Below are 18956 nucleotides of genomic sequence, written 5' to 3'. Positions count from 1 at the left end.
CTTGCCCGGCTTGCCGGGCATTTTTTTGTCTGGAGTTTGTCAGTGAAGGAACTGCTGAAAGGTTTTTTCGTACACGTTTAGTGGCGTTTACGACGAGCGTTTTTCTGCGGCCAATGGCTTACATGATTGAAGGAATATTAGGGCCTTTGTTTTTTCCCAGAGCGCGCTAGAATGCGCCCCGAACGTGCGGAGAACTGTATGTGGCAACAGACTCTGATTACCCTGCGGGCGAGGCCCCGGGGCTTTCATCTGGTAACGGACGAATTACTCGCTGGCCTGCCTGAACTCAAGGCATGTCGGGTCGGTCTGTTGCATTTGTGGCTGCAGCATACCTCGGCGTCGTTGACCATCAACGAGAACGCCGATCCGGCGGTACGTCGCGACTTCGAACGATTTTTCAATCGTCTGATCCCACAAGGAACAGACGGCTATGAGCATAACGACGAAGGCCTGGACGACCTCCCGGCGCACTTCAAGGCCAGTGTACTTGGCTGTCAGCTCAGTTTGCCGATTTCGGCAGGCCGACTGGCGCTGGGAACCTGGCAAGGCGTTTATCTGGGCGAGCACCGTGATTATGGCGGTGCCCGTAAAGTCCTCGCCACCGTCTACGGTGAAGGGGCATAAACCGTGGTTACCAGCGGTTGTAGAATTTTTTCCGGCGGCCTTCGACAGATGGCGAAGCTGGGCTATAACTAATCTGCTTTTCGCAAGTCATGAGGTAGAACATGAGCGACGATGATCTGGAAAACGACGACCTCGAAGTAGGCGACGACGAAACCGAAGAAGGTCTGGAAACTGCAGCGGAAGACGTTGCTGACGACGATGGCGGTGAAGCGCCCGTTCCGACCGCCAAAGGCAAAGCCAAGGCAGCGGTATCGGTTGATGAACTGCCGAGCGTTGAAGCCAAGAACAAAGAGCGTGACGCTCTGGCACGCGCCATGGAGGAGTTTCTCTCCAAAGGCGGTAAGGTGCAGGAAGTGGAGGCCAATGTGGTCGCCGATCCTCCCAAGAAGCCTGACAACAAGTACGGCAGTCGGCCTATCTAAGCGCCAGCAGCTTGCTTGCTGAAAAAGCCCGCCGTCGCTGCGGGCTTTTTCATGGGTGAAATAAAATTCTTGAGCTCAGGCCGAAGCCGCATTCCAGCGAGCCAACAACGCCGGCAACTCGGTCAAACTGCGAATCTCGGCATCCGGCGCCTTCTGCGCTTCCCACACCTTGCCCGCCGGGTTAAACCAGATCGCCCGCAACCCCGCCTGCTGGGCGCCGGCAATGTCGTCACCCGGATGATCGCCGATATGCACCGCCGTTTCAGCCGTCGCACCACCCCGTTGCAACGCCTCATGAAACAGTCGCGCATCCGGCTTGCCGATGCCGATGTCTTCGGCGCACAAGGCAAACTTGAAGTAGTCCGCCAGCCCTAACCGGCGCACATCGGCGTTGCCGTTGGTGACCACGCCGAGAGCGTAGTGATTGGCCAGAGTCTCCAGGGTCGGTTGCACCTCCGGGAATATTTCCAGCTGATGCCGGGCATGCAGAAACACCTCAAAACTCTGATCGGCCAGGCCTGAGGCCTGACCCGGGTCGTAACCGGCCTCTTCCAGCGCGTGGAACAAGACTCGGCGACGCAGGGCGCTGATGCGGTGCTTGAGGCTTGGTTCGCTGCTGAGGATCCGCTCGCGAATCGCCCACAAATGCTCCACCGGCACGGCGCCCAGATTCGGTGCATGCTCGGTCAGCCATTCACGCAATACGGCTTCGGCGCTGACGATCACCGGGGCGGTGTCCCACAGGGTGTCGTCGAGGTCGAAGGTGATCAATTGGATTCTCATGAATCATCGCCTTTGATGCGTTTGGCCCTTGGATGGGCGCTGTCGTAAACCGTCGCCAGGTGCTGGAAGTCCAGGTGGGTGTAGATCTGGGTGGTTTTGATGTCCGAGTGGCCGAGCAATTCCTGAACCGCCCGCAAGTCCTGGGAGGACTCCAGCAAATGGCTGGCGAAGGAGTGCCGCAGCATGTGCGGATGCAGGTTCTGTCCCAGTTCGCGCTCGCCAGCCGCTTTAACCCGCACCTGAATCGCCCTAGGGCCGAGGCGCCGGCCTTGCTGGCTGACAAACACCGCGTCGTCCGCCGGGTTGCTCATGGCCCGTAGCGGCAGCCACAACTCCAGCGCTTCGCGTGCTTTCTTGCCGACCGGCAGCAGTCGGGTCTTGCTGCCCTTGCCGAGCACTTGAACCAAGCCATCGGCCAGGTCCAGCTGATCCAGATTGAGCCCGGTCAGTTCCGAAAGGCGCAAACCTGAGGAATAGAACAGCTCCAGAATCGCCTGATCCCGACGCGCCAGGAAATCATCTTCCACCGCGCCCTCAAGCAGTTGCAGCGCGCGGTCGGTGTCGAGGGTTTTTGGCAGCCGACGTTCGCCCTTCGGCGGCGCCAGGCCATTGGCCGGGTCGTGATCGCAAAGGCCTTCGCGGTTGAGGTAGTGATAGAGCCCACGCACTGCCGACAGTAAACGCGCCAAGCTGCGGGACGATTGACCCTGTGAATGCAGGCGTGCGACCAGGCTGCGCAGGCGCTGGATGTCCAGGGCGGCCCAACTGCTGATGTTCTGTTTGACGCACCAGCCCAGCACTTTGTCGAGGTCGCGGCGGTAGGCGTACAGCGTATGGGGCGACACCTGTCGCTCACTGCGCAAGTGTTCGCAGTAAGCGTCCAGTTGCCGTTCCATGGTCAGCGTACCGAGCGCAGGGAGCTGTTGACCCGCGGCAGCACGCGGCCCATCACTTCGGCGATGTAGCTGAGAAATAGCGTGCCCACCGAGCTCTTGTAGTGCTGCGGGTCGCGGCTGGCGATGGCCAGGACGCCGTGGATGCCCTGGTAGCTGATGGCGACGACGGCGGTGGAACCAATCTGCTTGCGCTGTTCTTCGCCAAACAGGAAGTCCAGTTCATGTTCACGCAGGCTGCCGCTGACGCTTTTGTCTTCGGAGAGCAAGCCGCCGATGGCCGTTTGCGCGTCGGCATGGGTCACCCAGCGGCCCACCGGCATGGGATTGTCACCCAGCAGAATCAGGCTGACAAAGGGCACCTGGAAGTCCTGGCGCAGACTGTCTTCGACGCTGATCACCACATCTTCCAGGCTGGTGGCGTCCATCAGCGCGAGAATCAGGCGGCGGGTCTTGTCGAAGAGGCGGTCGTTGTCGCGGGCCACGTCCATCAAATGCGAGAGGCGATGACGCAACTCGATATTGCGGTCGCGCAGGATGGTCATCTGGCGTTCGACCAGCGAAATGGTGTCGCCGCGCTGGTGCGGAATGCGCAAGGTTGCGAGCAGTTCTTCATGCTCGACGAAGAAATCCGGATGAGCCTCCAGGTACGCGGCAATCGCCGCCGCCTCAAGGCTTTCGGAAGAGGATTCGTCGGGCTGTAGGGCGGGAACCTGGGGCTTATCGGTCATGGATTTAACTCACTCAAAGACGCACCTGTCCTTCATATACGCGCACTGCCGGGCCGGTCATCATGACCGGTTGGCCAGGGCCTGCCCATTCAATGGACAAACGCCCGCCGGGCAGGTCGATCAATAGCGGCGAATCCATCCACCCCTGGCTGATCGCGGCCACTGCGGCAGCGCAAGCGCCGGTTCCGCACGCCTGGGTTTCCCCGGCCCCGCGTTCCCAAACGCGCAGCTGCGCACGGTTCCGGTCGATGACCTGAAGAAAACCGACATTGACCCGCGCCGGGAAGCGCGGATGGTTTTCGATTTTCGGCCCCAGTTCATGCACCGGCGCGTTGTTGATATCGCTGACCCGTAGCACGGCATGGGGGTTGCCCATGGACACGGCGGCCAGTTCGACCGCAGTGCCGTCGACGTCAACCTGATAACTCAGGGCCTGTTCCGGCGCGTCGAACGGAATGTCGGCCGGTACCAGGCGCGGTGCGCCCATGTTGACACCGATCTGCCCGTCGCTGCGGATATCCAGTTCGATGATGCCACTTTTGGTCTCGACGCGGATCAGCCGTTTCGCGGTCAGGCGCTTGTCGAGCACGAAGCGCGCGAAGCAGCGTGCACCGTTGCCGCACTGTTCCACTTCGGAGCCGTCGGCGTTGAAGATCCGATAGCGGAAATCCACGTCCGGGTTGCTGGGCGCTTCGACGATCAGCAACTGGTCGAAACCGATACCCGTATGCCGATCGCCCCATTGCTTGGCATGTTTGGGCAGGATGTGCGCATGCTGGCTGACCAGGTCAAGGACCATGAAGTCATTGCCCAGGCCGTGCATCTTGGTAAAACGCAGCAGCATGGTTTTACTCCGGCAGCAGGCTTTCGCCAGCAAACAACTCGGCTACCGTCTCACGGCGACGCACTTCAAATGCCTGATCACCGTCCACCAACACTTCAGCGGCACGACCGCGGGTGTTGTAGTTGGAACTCATGACAAACCCGTAGGCACCGGCCGAATGCACGGCCAGCAGATCACCTTCTTCCAGGGCCAGCTGACGGTCCTTGGCCAGGAAGTCGCCGGTCTCGCAGATCGGCCCGACGATGTCGTAGGCACGGGCAGCGGTATTGCGCGGGCGCACGGCGGTGACGTCCATCCAGGCCTGGTACAGCGCCGGGCGGATCAGGTCGTTCATGGCCGCGTCGACGATGGCGAAGTCTTTGTGTTCGGTGTGCTTGAGGTACTCGACCTGGGTCAGCAACACGCCGGCGTTGGCGACGATAAAGCGGCCCGGCTCGAACACCAGCGCCAGGTCACGACCGTCGAGACGCTCGCGCACGGCTTTGATGTAGTCGGCAGCCAAGGGCGGCTCTTCATCGCGATAACGCACACCCAGGCCACCACCGAGATCGATATGGCGCAGGTAAATGCCGCAATCGCCGAGACGGTCGACCAGGCCCAGCAGGCGGTCGAGGGCATCGATGAATGGCGCCAGGGTGGTCAGTTGCGAACCGATGTGGCAATCGACGCCGACGACTTCCAGGTTAGGCAGTTGGGCGGCACGGATGTACACGTCTTCGGCGTCGGCGATGGCGATGCCGAACTTGTTCTCTTTAAGACCGGTGGAAATGTACGGGTGGGTACCGGCGTCGACATCCGGGTTTACGCGCAGCGAGATCGGCGCGCGAACACCCAACTCGGCGGCGACGACTTGCAGACGTTCCAGCTCATCGGTGGATTCGACGTTGAAGCAATGCACGCCGACTTCCAGGGCACGACGCATGTCGTCACGGGTCTTGCCGACACCGGAGAACACGATCTTGTCGGCGCTGCCACCAGCGGCCAGTACGCGTTCCAGCTCACCACGGGAGACGATGTCAAAACCGGCGCCCAGACGCGCCAGGACGTTCAGTACACCCAGGTTGGAGTTGGCCTTGACCGCAAAGCAGACCAGGTGCGGCATGCCGGCCAGTGCATCGGCAAAAGCCAGGTACTGGGCTTCGATGTGGGCGCGGGAGTAGACGTAGGTCGGTGTGCCAAAGCGTTGAGCGATGGCGGACAGGGCAACACCTTCCGCGAACAGCTCCCCGCCACGGTAGTTAAAAGCGTCCATGGCGTTCCCTTAGTAGACGTCGTGCTTGTGCGATTTGGATGCAGGCTGTTTTTGCGACGACTTGGCCTGCTCTGCAGGGTCCTGGCTGTCATCGGGCAGGTACAGCGGGCCTTTTTGACCACAGGCCGACACAAGGCAGGCAACCGCGGCGAGCGCAGCAAGGGACGAGATCAGGCGCTTCATGGCGAAATCCTTGAAAATGCATTAATTGCGCCGGAGTATACCGGCCACCCGGCAGCTTGCCTATGCGACGGGGCTCCCGTCCGGCGGGGCTTGGACCGTAGCGCGGTAACTTGTCCTGCACCGTACACGGATATTTCGTAACGCTGTCGGGCCCTTGGTCGTTATCCTTTGCAATCACCGGGGCTCGCCCGTATCTTGCGGCGCTTGAGCGTGAGTAGACACTTTTTGAGGTTCCCGCAATGAGTTTGACTGAAGCCCGTTTCCACGATCTGGTCGATGCCACCCAGCAGACGCTGGAGGATGTTTTTGACGAAAGTGACCTGGATATTGATCTGGAGAGCTCGGCCGGTGTGCTCACCGTCAAGTTCGAAAACGGCAGCCAGTTGATCTTCAGCCGTCAGGAGCCACTGCGGCAGTTGTGGCTGGCGGCGGTGTCCGGCGGGTTCCACTTCGATTACGACGAAGAGAGCGAGCGCTGGATGTGCGACAAGAGCGAGGAGCAATTGGGCGAGATGCTTGAGCGCATCGTCATGCAGCAAGCTGGCGTCGAACTCGATTTCGAAGGCCTGTGAGATCGTGACCCAGCCTGCGCCCGTTCGTCCGCCCAAGCCGCTCTACAGCAATGTCAGCCCGGCGGTGCCTTCGCCGTGCAGCGGTGTGTGTCGGCTGGATGAGCGAAAGGTCTGCCTTGGGTGTTTTCGCCCTGTCGAAGACATCCGCGAATGGCGCTCGGCCGATGACGATCGGCGGCGTGTCATCTGCGCCCAAGCAGTTCAGCGCAAGACCTCCACCTGAAGCCTTCACGCGACCTGTAGCAGCTGGCGAAGCCTGCGTTCGGCTGCGCAGCAGTCGTGAGATCAGGCGCTAAGGTGTATCAGGAATACCGAGCACTCAGGTTTTACGACTGCTGCGCAGCCGAACGCAGGCTTCGCCAGCTGCTACAAAAGTGTGTCGTCGCCCTGACTTGTATATTTATTGAGCTGTGATAGTGTCCGGTTACGCCTCAACCCATCGAGGCTCGTGAAAACCCCGCCTTTTTCTGGCGGGGTTTTGCTTTTTCTGTGCAGAAGAAAGGAGTCTGCCCAAATCATGACCGCACCTTCAATCACCCTTACCCGTCTGGACGTTCAACGTCTGGAACGCCTGATCGACAGCCTGGATGACACGCTGCCGGGCGTGATCGCGCTGCAAACCGAACTGGACCGCGCCGATACCCTGGTCGGTCACGAAGATGTGCCCGCCGATGTCGTGACCATGAACTCCCGTGTGCATTGCCGTGAAGAAATCAGTGGCAAGGACTATCACCTGACGCTGGTTTACCCGAAGGATGCCAATGCCGACGAAGGCAAGATTTCCATTCTGGCGCCAGTGGGCAGTGCCTTGCTCGGCCTGAAGGTGGGTCAGCACATCGACTGGCCGGCTCCGGGCGGCAAGACCCTCAAGCTGACGCTGCTGGAAGTCGAATCGCAGCCTGCCAATGGCGGCGCCTTCCCGGAATGACGTCCCCTCAGACCTGCTCGAGCGCGTCATTCAATGCGCGTTCCAGGTCGGCCTTGTAGCGCAAATACAGATTGCTTGAGTTCTGCCCATCACCGAGCAGGCCCGACAGATCCAGGTCGGTGATGTAGCAGCGATAGCGTTCGGTTTCACGGCGTTGCTCGACGATTTCCCGGGCGACCACGCTGAACAGTTGGTCGCCATGCTCCAACTCTGAAAACTCCCGCTGATTGCAATACAACGTGACCTGCACCTGTCCCGGTGCGGCTTTGCCGACAATCGCCTGCACGTCGTAGAACGGTTTGTTGACCGGGGTTTGCGGCGCTGGCCGAGCTTCGACCCGACGTGCCCGTACGGGGCCGGAGGGCAGCAGTTGGTAATACAAGGTGTCCAGGCTCAGCGGCTGGGCGACGTCCATCGGCAGCAATGCGTCGCGCCGGTACTGGAGCGATTGCAGGAAACGTTGCAAGGGCACCAGCAGGCTTTGCTCGTCGTGGTAGGGCAAACGCTGCTGCCACAGGGCACTGAATTCATCCAGTACGTACAGGTCGGCGTGGTATTCATTGATCCGGTAGAACACCTGAATGCAGTCGGGCTGACCCATCGGCAGGACTAGCGCCAGGTCGTGATCTTCCAGTGCCATCGGGTCCAGGTGCAGCGGGCTGTAGCTTGCCAGCTCTTCGCCCAGATAATCGACCAGCGCCGGCAGCGTGGCGAGGGCGACATGATTGACTTGTCCGGGTACCAGTTCCAGCACGTGGTAGTGCTGCTGGACCTGTATCAGGTAACGATGATTGAGTTTGCTCAACAGCAGGTTCTGCGCGGTGTCGAGGATTTCTTCGACCCGCTGGGCGATGAACTGTGCGCGGTTGTGGCAGAAGCAACGTACTCGCAACGTGGGTTGTTGTAGCCCGCTGGGCAGGTTGTTGAGGTAATCGCGCACGCAGTCGAGCAGCGCGTGGGGGCCGTTGAAGCGGCTGACCAGCACTTCGTTCCAACTATTGAGCGTGACCTGATCCAGCGTCAGCACCAGGTTTTCCCGAACGCCGGCGTAGCTGAGCGAATCGGTGCGCTCGGTGGTCATCAGGATGTTCAGGTCGCGGTGGTGCTTGAGTGGATCGACACCGACGTTTACCAGAATCAGCACTTCGCTCGGCACACTGGCACGCAGTAACGGCTTTTCAGCGACGGTTGTCAGCGGCAGGACGATGCTCTGTTGCAGGCTGCCGAGCAGGTTGAACAGTTCGAACTCGCTCAGGTCGCTGCTGCCGGGGTGCAAGGCCAGGCGAGTGCTGCAGTCGATCACGCCATTGCGGTGACACCAGGTCAGCAGTTCCAGCAACTGGCGGCTGCGCTTGATCGGTGCGAAATGCTCCCACTCCAGGGCCGTCAGGCTGCCGTTGTACAAACCCCACTGAGGTTGACCCGATTCTTTTTTGTTCGGCGCTTGCACCAGCGTGAGGGTGTCTTCGGCCATATCCGGTGCAATGCCAGGGTTGATGAACTCGACCTTGTCGGCCTTGCGCTCGAACGCCGCGTACAGCCGCCGACCCAGCACGTTAAGGTCGCGTTTGTTGATCAGGCTGACCGTCTGTTCGGTGCGGGCGAACTGGGTCAGGAAGCGGTAGCTGTAATTGAGCTCGTTGACCAAGGCCCTGCGTTCAGCGCTGACCTGACGGACTTTCCACTGGCTGCGGCTATCGAGCAGGGCCAGTTGACGCTGATCCCAGTGCCATTCGTGGGCCAGGCGTCTAAGCAACGAACGCTGCCAGCTCTGAGTGCGACTGCTGTTGCCGGTGAGTTTGCGATTGACCTTCAGGTACAACGCCCGGCGTACCAGCTCCAGCCGTTCCGGCTCGCCACGGGCGGTGAGGTATTCCTCGATGCGCCGGTAGACCACGACGTACGGGTCCAACTCATCAAGGTCGAGCCGATTGGCAAACACCGCTTGCTTGAAGCGCAGGCTCAGGCAATGGACTTTGGGGTGTTCGCTGGCATAGACCTCGGTCAGCAGCAGTTTGAGCACCGATTTGTACGGCGATTCGATGCCCTTGAACAACTGCCAGAGCCCGGCACCGATGAACTCGCCGGGTGGGATATAGGCCAGATGCCCCAAGTCCAGGGTTTCGTCGGCACGGATGAAGCGCTTGGACATCAGCGTGTGGGTGTACCGGTCGTAGCTTGCCTCTTCGTAGACGGGCACCAGCCACCAAATGGGTGTGCGGCCGGCCAGCCAGATCGCGGTGCGATAGAACTCGTCCAGCAGCAAATAGTGCTGGGTGGTGCCGCAGTCTTCCGAGCTCAGTTGCGTATCACGTTCGCCGCGTACGAAACGGGTCGGGTCGATCAGGAAGAAATGCGCCTCAGCGCCTTGGCTGGCAGCCCAGACTTCGAGGAGCTGGCATTTTTTGCGCAGCTCAGTGAGCTCGTTTTCGCTTAAGTCCGGCCCGTGACAGACCCACACGTCCATGTCGCTCTGGTCGGCCTGGGCCAGGGTACCGAGACTGCCCATCAGGAACAGGCCGTGAATCGGTCGCGGCGGATTGCTGCCGTGGCGGGGCTTATAGGAAAACGAGCGAGTCAGGCGTTGGGCTTCGGCAAGGGCGTTGGCGTCGGGTTCGTAATTCGACAGCCCGGCTGGCGTACCGCCCGAAACGTATCCCGGCAACAGCGGATGATTGACGTGGAAAAACAGCGGCAACAGGGTCAGCACCGCTTGCTGACGGGTCGACAACCCTTCCATGGCGCGGGCCATGCGGCCTTCGTTGAGCTTCAGAAAACGTGCGCGCAGCTGGCTGAGAACCTTGCGGTCGATTCCCTCGTCCAGATCGGGGCGGATTTCATGGGTGCGGGTCATGTCAGCTCAAACCGGCTTGCGGGGCTCGGACGTGGGAGGTCTCAGGATGAGGGGCAGTTTAGCGCTTCGGCCCTGGGACTTTTAAGCTGATTTTGTTTTTCTGGCGTCAGATTTTTATCGCGGGGCGACGGCAGGCAACAGAGTGAGCCCGCGGAAATCCCGTAGCAGGGGTTTCCGTGGGCGCTGCGGTAATGCTCAGGCAGTTTCCCGTACGTTGAGAATGGTCAGAACGGTTTGCACATTTTGCGCGGCGTCACGACCCAGACTGGTCAGATAACCACCATCTGGCTGGGTGATCAGTTCTTTGTCGAACAGTCTTTGGGCGGCGGCAATGGCTTTCGGGGCAGCGGTCTGATGAATTTTCAAACCTTCCTGGGAACTGTCCAGGTTGAAGAGTGCGAGGATTTCCAGTTCGGCAACCAACTCAGGGGTAAGCGACATAAGGACTCCAGACTTTCTAGGAATTGGACGACAGCGCCCCTAAGGTGATCTCACTCGGGCGGCATGTCCAGTGCTCGCGACAGGGTTTTTTCGCCTTTGTAGGAGCGAGGCTCGTCCGCGAAGAAAGATGACGCGGTTTCTATGGGGGACCGCGTTGTGGCCTTCGCGGGCAAGCCTCGCTCCTACGAGAAGGGGGGATCATTTCTTTTCGGGCGGCAACTCTGGCAATGCACGCAACGCAGTTTCATACCATTCAGTGTTGAACGCGCGGTCTTCTTCGAGGATTGCGTCGATTTCTACTGCCAGAACGTGGGCCATCAGATTGAGGATTTCTTCACGCTCGTAACCCACCAATGTCAGCTTGTTGAAGGTCGCCTTGGCGGCCGGCGGATTGTCGCTTTCAATCTGGTTTTCGATGGCTTCGATCAGGGTGTTTTCGGCGAACTCTTCTTCGTCGATGTCGTCTTGGTTGTTATCGGGGGTTGGCTCGCTCATGGCAGGCTCCTCAAGTTAAGGCGGCCAGTTTACCTGCATTCAGCGCTGTGATGCTGCTGGCAAGAAGCACCTCGGCGTTCTATAAAGGGCACTGCCAACCCCTGCACGGCCTGGAGGCTAAGTGATGCTCAAGCTTTATGGATTTTCCGTCAGCAACTACTACAACATGGTCAAGCTGGCGCTGCTGGAGAAGGGACTGCCGTTTGAAGAAGTATTGTTTTACCCAGGGCCGAGCGCCGAAGCGTTCGCCATCAGCCCGCGCGGGAAGGTACCGGTGCTGGGCGTCGAACAGGGTTTCGTCAACGAAACCAGCGTGATTCTCGAATACCTCGAACACAGCCAGAAAGGCACGCCGCTGTTGCCGAGCGATCCCTTTGAGCGGTCCCAGGTCTTGGCACTTGCCAAGGAAATCGAGCTGTACATTGAACTGCCGGGGCGCGCCTGCTATGGCGAAGCATTTTTCGGCATGACCGTGCCGGAGGCGATCAAAGACAAGACCAAAGCCGAGTTGCTGCTGGGGTTTGCCTCATTGAGCAGGCACGGCAAATTTGCCCCTTACGTGGCAGGTGACAGCCTGAGCATTGCCGATTTGTATTTCCTTTACAGCGTGCCGCTGGCGTGTGCGGTGGCGCAGAAGCTGTTTGACCTGGATTTGCTGGCTGAGATGCCGGCGGCCAAAGCGTTGCTGGAGCGTCTGGAACAGAACCCGCACGTGCAGCGGATTGCAAAGGACAAGGAAGCGGCGATGCCAGCGTTTATGGCGATGGTCGCGTCCAAAAAGTAGGTTTTTTAGCGTCTTCAAGACCGCATTCGCGGGCAAGCCTCGCTCCTACAGGATTTGTGTGATCTGTAGGAGCGAGGCTTGCCCGCGAAGCTTTTAGCGGCTAGCCAGCAATGCCTGGCCGCGAACCACAGCCTTCTTGACCTGCGCCGGCGCGGTTCCGCCGGTATGGTCACGGGCATTCACCGAGCCTTCCAGCGTCAACACGGCGAACACATCCTGATCGATCTGGTCGCTGAACTTGCGCAGCTCTTCCAGGCTCATTTCCGCCAAGTCTTTACCGCTTTCCACGCCGTACTTCACGGCATGGCCAACGATTTCGTGGCAGTCACGGAACGGCAGGCCACGACGTACCAGGTAGTCGGCCAGGTCGGTGGCGGTGGAGAAACCGCGCAGGGCCGCTTCTCGCATCATCGCGTGCTTGGGTTTGATCGCCGGGATCATGTCGGCAAAGGCTCGCAGCGAGTCACGCAACGTGTCGGCGGCGTCGAACAGCGGTTCCTTGTCTTCCTGGTTGTCCTTGTTGTAGGCCAGTGGCTGGCCTTTCATCAGGGTCAGCAGGCCCATCAGTGCGCCGAATACGCGCCCGGTCTTGCCACGCACCAACTCCGGCACGTCCGGGTTTTTCTTTTGCGGCATGATCGAGCTGCCGGTGCAGAAACGGTCTGGCAGATCGATGAACTGGAACTGGGCGCTGGTCCACAGCACCAGCTCTTCGGAGAAGCGCGACAAGTGCATCATCGCGATGCTCGCGGCCGAGCAGAATTCGATGGCGAAATCGCGATCGGAAACGTTGTCCAGCGAGTTACCGCCAACAGCGTCGAAGCCCAACAGTTGGGCGGTGAATTCGCGGTCGATCGGGTAGGTGGTGCCCGCCAGTGCAGCGCTGCCCAGTGGCATGCGATTGGTACGTTTGCGGCAATCGACCAGGCGCTCGTAGTCGCGGCTGAGCATTTCGAACCAGGCCAGCATGTGGTGCCCGAAGGTCACCGGCTGCGCGGTTTGCAGGTGAGTGAAGCCCGGCATGATGCTGCCGGCTTCACGCTCGGCCTGCTCCAGCAAGCCTTTTTGCAGGCGGGTGATTTCGCTCAGGATCAGGTCGATCTCATCACGCAGCCACAGGCGGATGTCGGTGGCGACCTGGTCGTTGCGGCTGCGGCCGGTGTGCAGCTTCTTACCGGTCACGCCGATGCGGTCGGTCAGACGCGCCTCGATGTTCATGTGCACGTCTTCGAGGTCGATGCGCCAGTCGAACTGGCCGGCCTCGATTTCACCCTGGATGGTCTTCAGACCATCGGTGATGCTGTCGCGCTCGGCATCGGTCAGCACGCCGACCTTGGCCAGCATCGTGGCGTGAGCGATCGAACCCATGATGTCGTGGCGATACAGGCGCTGGTCGAAAGTGACGGAGGCGGTGAAGCGGGCGACGAAGGCGTCGACGGGTTCACTGAAGCGGCCGCCCCAGGACTGATTGGTCTTGTCAGTGCTCATGAATTCGCTCGTATCGGCTGAAGAAAGATGGCGTTGAAAGCTGTCGCGAATAATAACAGGGTTGCCAATCCTGTCGCTGACACTGGTCGACACGTTTTTTTCTCATGCAGCGGTCCATACTCGAGCCAGCGCATCGGGGAATTGCGCAACGATATTTTCCAATTGAGCAATATCGTGCCGGCAACCGTCTACAGTTGGACAGTAGGACAGGTGGATCAGCGCACTTCCAGGCGCTGCAACTGACTATAAGAAGAGGGGGTGTTCATATTGTGTATCAACAAACCCTACGGCGATGCTTCGCCAACGCGGGCCTGGGCCGCCAAACGCACGACAGATGAAAATTTAGCCGTCGGTCGGGCGGCACTTTTTGGCCCTCGCGCTAGTCTTAGCGTGGATCGCGGTGACGGACGTCACTTCACCTGTCTACGCTATCCTTGTGCGAGACTCACGCAGGAATCCAGCGCAATATGAATGTCCTGATCGTTGATGACGAACCCCTTGCCCGCGAGCGCCTGAGCCGAATGGTTGGCGAACTCGAGGGATACAGTGTCCTGGAGCCTGGCGCCACGAACGGCGAAGAGGCGTTGGCACTGATCGACAGCCACAAACCGGATATCGTGCTGCTCGATATCCGCATGCCGGGCCTCGATGGCCTGCAAGTGGCTGCACGATTGTGCGAACGCGAAACCCCACCCGCCGTGGTGTTCTGCGCAGGGCCCGATGAATTTGCCGTGGAAGCCTTACAGGCCAGCGCCGTAGGCTATCTGGTGAAACCTGTGCGTACAGAACAATTGCATGAAGCGTTAAAAAAGGCTGAGCGGCCCAATCGCGTCCAACTCGCGGCCCTGACCCGTCCCGCGGCCGAAAGTGGCAGCGGCCCACGCAGTCACATCAGCGCCCGTACCCGTAAAGGTATCGAACTGATCCCGTTGGGTCAGGTGGTCTATTTCATTGCGGATCACAAATACGTGACCTTGCGCCACGAGGGCGGCGAAGTGCTGCTGGATGAGCCGCTCAAGGCACTTGAAGATGAATTTGGCGACCGCTTCGTGCGCATCCACCGCAACGCGCTGGTCGCCCGCGAACGCATCGAACGCCTGCAACGCACGCCTCTTGGGCATTTTCAGCTGTTCCTCAAAGGCTTGAACGGCGATGCCCTGATCGTCAGCCGACGGCATGTGGCCGGCGTGCGCAAGATGATGCAGCAGCTTTAATCCGCCATTTACGGGCGGGTTTTATCCCGATTGCTGGGTGTCTGAGGCCAGGGAGGCCACGCGGTTTCTGATACAAGTCAAAGTGGATTTGGCTGAGCTGTTATTATCCGCCGTATCTATTCAGTACGGATTGATCCATGTCCTCTCGCGAAATCCGCATCGCCACCCGTAAAAGCGCTCTCGCCCTGTGGCAGGCCGAATACGTCAAAGCTCGTCTGGAAGAGGCCCATCCGGGTCTGCTCGTGACGTTGGTGCCCATGGTCAGTCGCGGTGACAAGTTGCTCGACTCGCCACTGTCGAAAATCGGCGGCAAGGGCCTGTTCGTCAAAGAGCTTGAAACCGCGTTGCTGGAAAATGAAGCCGACATCGCTGTGCACTCCATGAAAGACGTGCCGATGGACTTCCCTGAAGGTCTCGGTCTGTTCTGCATCTGCGAACGCGAAGACCCGCGCGATGCGTTCGTCTCCAACACCTACGCCAGCCTGGATGAGTTGCCGCAAGGCAGCATCGTCGGCACCTCCAGTCTGCGCCGTCAGGCTCAATTGCTGACCCGGCGTCCGGACCTGGAGATCCGCTTCCTGCGCGGTAACGTCAACACGCGCCTGGCCAAGCTCGATGCCGGCGAATACGACGCCATTATCCTTGCTGCTGCCGGCCTGATTCGTCTTGGCTTTGAAGAACGCATCACCTCGGCCATCAGCGTCGACGACAGTCTGCCGGCCGGTGGCCAAGGCGCGGTGGGTATCGAATGCCGTAGCGTCGACAGCGAAATTCACGCGCTGTTGGCGCCGCTGCACCATCAGGATACCGCCACCCGCGTGACCGCCGAACGTGCTCTCAACAAACATTTGAATGGCGGCTGCCAAGTGCCAATCGCCTGCTACGCCGTGCTTGAAGGTGAGCAGATCTGGTTGCGTGGCCTTGTCGGTGATCCGAACGGTGGTCTGCTGCTCAGCGCCGAGGCTCGAGCACCACGCAGCGACGCCGAAGCCCTGGGCGTGCAAGTGGCTGAAGACCTGCTGAGTCAAGGCGCCAACGACATTCTCAAAGCAGTCTACGGCGAGGCAGGTCACGAGTGACGCGCTGGCGCCTGCTGCTGACGCGTCCCGCGGATGAGTCGGCGGCGCTGAGCAGTCTTTTGACCGAAAAAGGGATTTTCAGCAGCAGTTTGCCGCTTTTGGAGATCGAGCCGATTTCTGTCTCTGACACAATGCGCGAGGTGATTCAGGGTCTGGATCGCTTTTGCGCGGTGATCGTAGTCAGCAAGCCAGCCGCCAGAATCGCTGTGGATCTGCTCGACCGGTATCGGCCGCAACCCCCTCGTCTGAAGTGGTTCAGCGTGGGCGCAGCCACCGCGCAGATCCTCGAGGATCGCGGGCTGGACATCAACTTCCCGGTGGATGGCGATGACAGCGAAGCCTTGCTTGAACTTCCCTCGTTGCGCGAGGCGATCGCACGACCCGGTCCACGCGTGCTGATCATGCGCGGGGAGGGCGGACGCGAGTTGCTGGCTGAGCGTTTGCGCGAGCTAGGTGCTAGTGTCGAGTATCTGGAGTTGTACAGTCGCCGCCTGCCGAAGTACCCGTCAGCGGCCCTGCCTGAGCGGATCCGGGCGGAACGCTTGAACGGGCTGGTGGTCAGCAGTGGACAGGGTTTTGAGCACCTGCATCAGTTGGCCGGCGATGCCTGGCCGCAATTGGCGCGGTTGCCGTTGTTTGTTCCAAGCCCCAGGGTCGCCGAGCTGGCACGTGCCGCCGGGGCCCAAACAGTTGTGGATTGTCGCGGCGCCAGTGCCGCGGCTTTGCTGACGGCGTTACGGGAGCATCCCGGACCCGTTCTCTAATGCAAAGGATGGATACGTGAGCGAAACAGCCTTGCCTAAAGATGACGTCCAGCCAGTGCTCGATGCACCGGTTGAAACCGGGCCACCTGCGGCAGTGCAGCGCCGAGGCAATGGGCTGGCAATCGTCGCGCTGTTGCTGGGCGCTGCCGGTGTCGCCGTGGGCGGTTGGGGAGTCTGGCAGGTGCGTCACCTGCAAGCCCATACTCAACAGCAGTTGAGCCAGGTTCAGGCATTGAACGATCAGGCGCAGGACCTGAAACTCAACGAACAACGTCTGACTGCCCGCCTGGAACAAATGCCTGCCGCCGACGAGCTCGACGCGCGCAGTCGTTTAGTCACTCAACTTCAAGGCGATCAGCAACGGTTGAATCAACGTCTGGAAACGGTCCTCGGCGCCAGCCGCAAGGACTGGCGTCTGGCCGAAGCCGAGCACCTGTTGCGCCTGGCCAGCCTGCGTCTTTCCGCGTTGCAGGACATCAGCAGTGCCCAGGCCCTGGTGCAGGGCGCGGATGAAATTCTGCGCGAACAGAACGACCCGGGTTCCTTTGCCGCTCGCGAGCAAGTGGCCAAAACGCTGGTGGCATTGCGTAGCATCGAGCAGCCGGATCGCACCGGGCTGTTCCTGCGACTGGGGGCGTTGCGCGATCAGGTGATCAGCCTCACCGAGCTGGCACCCGAGTACAAGGATCGCGGTGAATCCCTGTTGGGTCTCACCGCCGATGGCGACGGCGCGAATCGCTGGGCGCAATGGTGGGATCAGGTCTCGCGCTACATCCGCATCGACTTCAACGCCGACAAGAATGTGCGTCCATTGCTGGCTGGGCAGAGCCTGAGCCAGGTTCGCCTGGCTCTGAGCCTGGCACTGGAGCAGGCGCAATGGGCCGCGCTCAATGGCCAGGCAGCCGTTTACACCCAGGCGCTGGCGGAGGCGCGGGACGTGCTCAAAGGCAACTTCAATCCGGACAACCCTCAGAGCAAAGTGATGCTTGAGCAGGTTGGCGAGTTGAGCAAGCAGCCGGTCACCGTCGTCACGCCAGATCTGGCCGGCACGCTGAGCGCGGTTCAGGGGTATCTGGAGCGGCGTAACGTCAACGCCGAGGACTCGATCAAGCCGATGGTCAAACCTGCCGCGGACACCGCGCAGGAGGCGACGCCATGAAACGCCTCTATGTGATCGTGTTCCTGGTGATCGCCGCTGCTGCCGCGCTGGGGCTTGCGATTGCCGAGCATTCCGGTTACGTGCTGATCGCCTACAAAAGTTTCCGTTACGAATCGAGCCTGTGGGCAACCCTGGCGTTGGTCGCCGTGCTGTGGCTGGTGTTCTGGGGCATCAAGGCGCTAATCGAACTGGTGACGACCTCCAGCGGTGTGGTCAATCCCTGGTCGCGACGCAACCGTAGTCGCCGGGTGCAGGTGGCGATTGAACACGGTCAGCTGGATCTGGCCGAAGGTCGCTGGGCCAGTGCGCAGCGCCATCTGCATCGGGCTGCGGAAGCCGAGCGCCAGCCTTTGCTTTACTACCTCGGCGCTGCCCGGGCCGCGAACGAACAAGGTCATTACGAGGAAAGCGACAACCTGCTGGAGCGCGCTCTAGAGCGACAACCCCAGGCAGAATTGGCGATTGCCCTGAGCCACGCCCAATTACAGACTGACCGCGGCGATACCGAAGGCGCCCTGGTGACCCTGCAAGCCATGCACGAGCGTCATCCTCATAACGTCCAGACCTTGCGTCAGTTGCAGCGCTTGCACCAACAGCGGGGCGACTGGTCGGCGGTGATTCGCCTGCTGCCGGAGCTACGCAAGGACAAGGTCCTGCCACCGGCTGAGCTGACCGAACTGGAACGCCGGGCCTGGGGTGAGAATCTGTCCCTGGCGGCGCATCAGGAAGAAGACGGGACGGTCGGCCTGCAATCGCTCAATCGCGCCTGGCAGCAGTTGACCTCCGCTCAGCGTCAGGAGCCGCAACTGGTGCTCGCTTATGCCGAGCAACTTCGGCAACTGGGTGCTCAGGTCGACGCCGAAGAAATCCTGCGAGCGGCGCTCAAGCGCAACTACAACAGTCATCTTGCACGCCTCTATGGACTCGTTCGCGGCAGTGATCCGGCACGTCAACTGCACACCGCCGAGGGCTGGCTCAAAGACCATCCGGCCGACCCGAGCCTGCTGCTGACCCTGGGGCGCTTGTGTCTGCAAAGCAGCCTTTGGGGCAAGGCCCGGGACTATCTGGAAAGCAGCTTGCGCATGCAGCGCAATCCGGAAGCCTGCGCGGAACTGGCGCGGTTGCTGGCGCAGCTGGGTGACACCGAGCGCAGCAATCAGTTGTTCCAGGAGGGCTTGGGCTTGTTGGACGAGCGCTTGCTGGCGGCACCGTTACCGGTTCCTGTTCACGCTTGATGAGTAAATGACGGGTCGCTCGAACGGGCGATCCAGTCGGCTGCAATCTGCCGGGATTTTACCTTTGTAGTCCATCATCGGCAGAGTCCTACAGAGGACTACACCTAATCCTCTCGTTCCTGTCGGGAATTCCCTACACTTCTGTTGAAGTGTCCCTGCTGGCCTGTCTTGAAAGGCTGGCGCGCTTTCCTCTACCGTAACCGCCTGTCTC

Annotated in this window: 21 protein-coding genes and 1 pseudogene; 12 read left to right on the top strand and 10 right to left on the bottom strand. The window is 60.4% G+C overall.

From position 1 onward, the window contains the following. Positions 1–198: 198 nt before the first annotated feature. Entirely contained in the window at positions 199–624 is a 426-nt protein-coding gene (locus tag ACYZT3_RS28830; RefSeq protein WP_282376183.1) for a secondary thiamine-phosphate synthase enzyme YjbQ, read from the top strand. A 101-nt stretch (positions 625–725) separates the two neighbouring features. Further along, positions 726–1046 carry a transcriptional regulator SutA gene (sutA, locus tag ACYZT3_RS28825; protein WP_282376182.1) on the top strand — a complete coding sequence of 107 codons (321 nt, stop codon included), beginning with the start codon at positions 726–728 and terminating at the stop codon, positions 1044–1046. Positions 1047–1121: 75 nt separating this feature from the next. Here sutA and ACYZT3_RS28820 read toward each other — a convergent pair whose 3' ends face one another. From ACYZT3_RS28820 to lptM, 6 genes are read right to left on the bottom strand one after another with little or no spacing between them, the layout of a single operon-like run. After that, entirely contained in the window at positions 1122–1829 is a 708-nt protein-coding gene (locus ACYZT3_RS28820; RefSeq protein WP_282376180.1) for an HAD family hydrolase, read from the bottom strand. Beyond that, entirely contained in the window at positions 1826–2725 is a 900-nt protein-coding gene (xerC, locus tag ACYZT3_RS28815) for a tyrosine recombinase XerC (protein ID WP_462031241.1), read from the bottom strand. Before xerC ends, ACYZT3_RS28820 begins: the two co-directional genes overlap by 4 nt. Before the next feature lie 2 nt (positions 2726–2727). Next, positions 2728–3453: a DUF484 family protein gene (locus tag ACYZT3_RS28810; protein ID WP_282376177.1), complete on the bottom strand. Its 726-nt coding sequence runs from the start codon at positions 3451–3453 to the stop codon at positions 2728–2730. Between the two features lie 13 nt (positions 3454–3466). After that, entirely contained in the window at positions 3467–4297 is an 831-nt protein-coding gene (gene dapF / locus ACYZT3_RS28805) for a diaminopimelate epimerase (RefSeq protein WP_102614570.1), read from the bottom strand. Positions 4298–4301: 4 nt separating this feature from the next. Continuing rightward, on the bottom strand, positions 4302–5549 hold the full coding sequence (gene lysA / locus ACYZT3_RS28800) for a diaminopimelate decarboxylase (protein ID WP_449645365.1): 1248 nt from the start codon (positions 5547–5549) through the stop codon (positions 4302–4304). Positions 5550–5558: 9 nt separating this feature from the next. Further along, positions 5559–5732, bottom strand: a complete 174-nt coding sequence (gene lptM / locus ACYZT3_RS28795) for an LPS translocon maturation chaperone LptM (RefSeq protein WP_282376174.1) — start codon at positions 5730–5732, stop codon at positions 5559–5561. A gap of 239 nt (positions 5733–5971) precedes the next feature. On the opposite strand from lptM, the gene cyaY reads away from it, so the two are divergent. From cyaY to rnk, 3 genes are all read left to right on the top strand, one after another. Beyond that, positions 5972–6304 (top strand): iron donor protein CyaY, encoded by a 333-nt coding sequence (gene cyaY / locus ACYZT3_RS28790; RefSeq protein ID WP_282376173.1) that lies wholly within the window; start codon positions 5972–5974, stop codon positions 6302–6304. A 4-nt stretch (positions 6305–6308) separates the two neighbouring features. After that, a complete protein-coding gene (locus ACYZT3_RS28785) occupies positions 6309–6527 on the top strand; it encodes a DUF1289 domain-containing protein (protein ID WP_282376172.1) in 219 nt (72 codons plus the stop codon). A 294-nt stretch (positions 6528–6821) separates the two neighbouring features. Continuing rightward, the gene (gene rnk / locus ACYZT3_RS28780) at positions 6822–7232 is read left to right on the top strand and encodes a nucleoside diphosphate kinase regulator (protein WP_282376171.1); all 411 of its coding nucleotides are present in this window, start codon (positions 6822–6824) and stop codon (positions 7230–7232) included. 7 nt (positions 7233–7239) lie between these two features. Here the strand turns inward: rnk and ACYZT3_RS28775 are convergent, their stop codons facing one another. From ACYZT3_RS28775 to ACYZT3_RS28765, 3 genes are all read right to left on the bottom strand, one after another. Continuing rightward, positions 7240–10086: a class I adenylate cyclase gene (locus ACYZT3_RS28775; RefSeq protein ID WP_462031240.1), complete on the bottom strand. Its 2847-nt coding sequence runs from the start codon at positions 10084–10086 to the stop codon at positions 7240–7242. 195 nt (positions 10087–10281) lie between these two features. Further along, on the bottom strand, positions 10282–10527 hold the full coding sequence (locus ACYZT3_RS28770) for a TIGR02647 family protein (RefSeq protein ID WP_008150272.1): 246 nt from the start codon (positions 10525–10527) through the stop codon (positions 10282–10284). Positions 10528–10725: 198 nt separating this feature from the next. After that, positions 10726–11022, bottom strand: a complete 297-nt coding sequence (locus tag ACYZT3_RS28765; RefSeq protein WP_282376168.1) for a hypothetical protein — start codon at positions 11020–11022, stop codon at positions 10726–10728. Positions 11023–11146: 124 nt separating this feature from the next. On the opposite strand from ACYZT3_RS28765, the gene ACYZT3_RS28760 reads away from it, so the two are divergent. Continuing rightward, positions 11147–11806, top strand: coding sequence for a glutathione S-transferase family protein (locus tag ACYZT3_RS28760; RefSeq protein WP_462031239.1), 660 nt, complete (start codon positions 11147–11149; stop codon positions 11804–11806). Positions 11807–11899: 93 nt separating this feature from the next. On the opposite strand, the gene argH is transcribed toward ACYZT3_RS28760, so the two are convergent. Further along, positions 11900–13294 carry an argininosuccinate lyase gene (argH, locus tag ACYZT3_RS28755; RefSeq protein ID WP_282376166.1) on the bottom strand — a complete coding sequence of 465 codons (1395 nt, stop codon included), beginning with the start codon at positions 13292–13294 and terminating at the stop codon, positions 11900–11902. A 357-nt stretch (positions 13295–13651) separates the two neighbouring features. On the opposite strand from argH, the pseudogene ACYZT3_RS28750 reads away from it, so the two are divergent. From ACYZT3_RS28750 to ACYZT3_RS28725, 6 genes and pseudogenes are all read left to right on the top strand, one after another. Next, positions 13652–13765 (top strand): annotated as a pseudogene (locus ACYZT3_RS28750) (sensor histidine kinase); the annotation flags it as partial. After that, complete coding sequence (locus tag ACYZT3_RS28745; RefSeq protein ID WP_462031238.1) at positions 13762–14508, top strand: LytR/AlgR family response regulator transcription factor; 747 nt, start codon at positions 13762–13764, stop codon at positions 14506–14508. The pseudogene ACYZT3_RS28750 and the gene ACYZT3_RS28745, both read left to right, overlap by 4 nt. A 137-nt stretch (positions 14509–14645) precedes the next feature. Beyond that, a complete protein-coding gene (gene hemC / locus ACYZT3_RS28740; RefSeq protein WP_282376163.1) occupies positions 14646–15587 on the top strand; it encodes a hydroxymethylbilane synthase in 942 nt (313 codons plus the stop codon). Next, positions 15584–16351 (top strand): uroporphyrinogen-III synthase, encoded by a 768-nt coding sequence (locus tag ACYZT3_RS28735; RefSeq protein WP_282376162.1) that lies wholly within the window; start codon positions 15584–15586, stop codon positions 16349–16351. Before hemC ends, ACYZT3_RS28735 begins: the two co-directional genes overlap by 4 nt. A 16-nt stretch (positions 16352–16367) precedes the next feature. Next, positions 16368–17510, top strand: a complete 1143-nt coding sequence (locus ACYZT3_RS28730) for a uroporphyrinogen-III C-methyltransferase (protein WP_282376161.1) — start codon at positions 16368–16370, stop codon at positions 17508–17510. Beyond that, positions 17507–18745, top strand: coding sequence for a heme biosynthesis protein HemY (locus ACYZT3_RS28725; RefSeq protein WP_282376160.1), 1239 nt, complete (start codon positions 17507–17509; stop codon positions 18743–18745). The genes ACYZT3_RS28730 and ACYZT3_RS28725 overlap by 4 nt, the downstream gene beginning before the upstream one ends. Positions 18746–18956: the final 211 nt, after the last annotated feature.

Source organism: Pseudomonas sp. MDT1-16 (genome assembly GCF_054898115.1).
The sequence above is the reverse complement of the archived record's forward strand: the minus strand, read 5'-3'. Positions and strand labels throughout refer to the sequence as shown.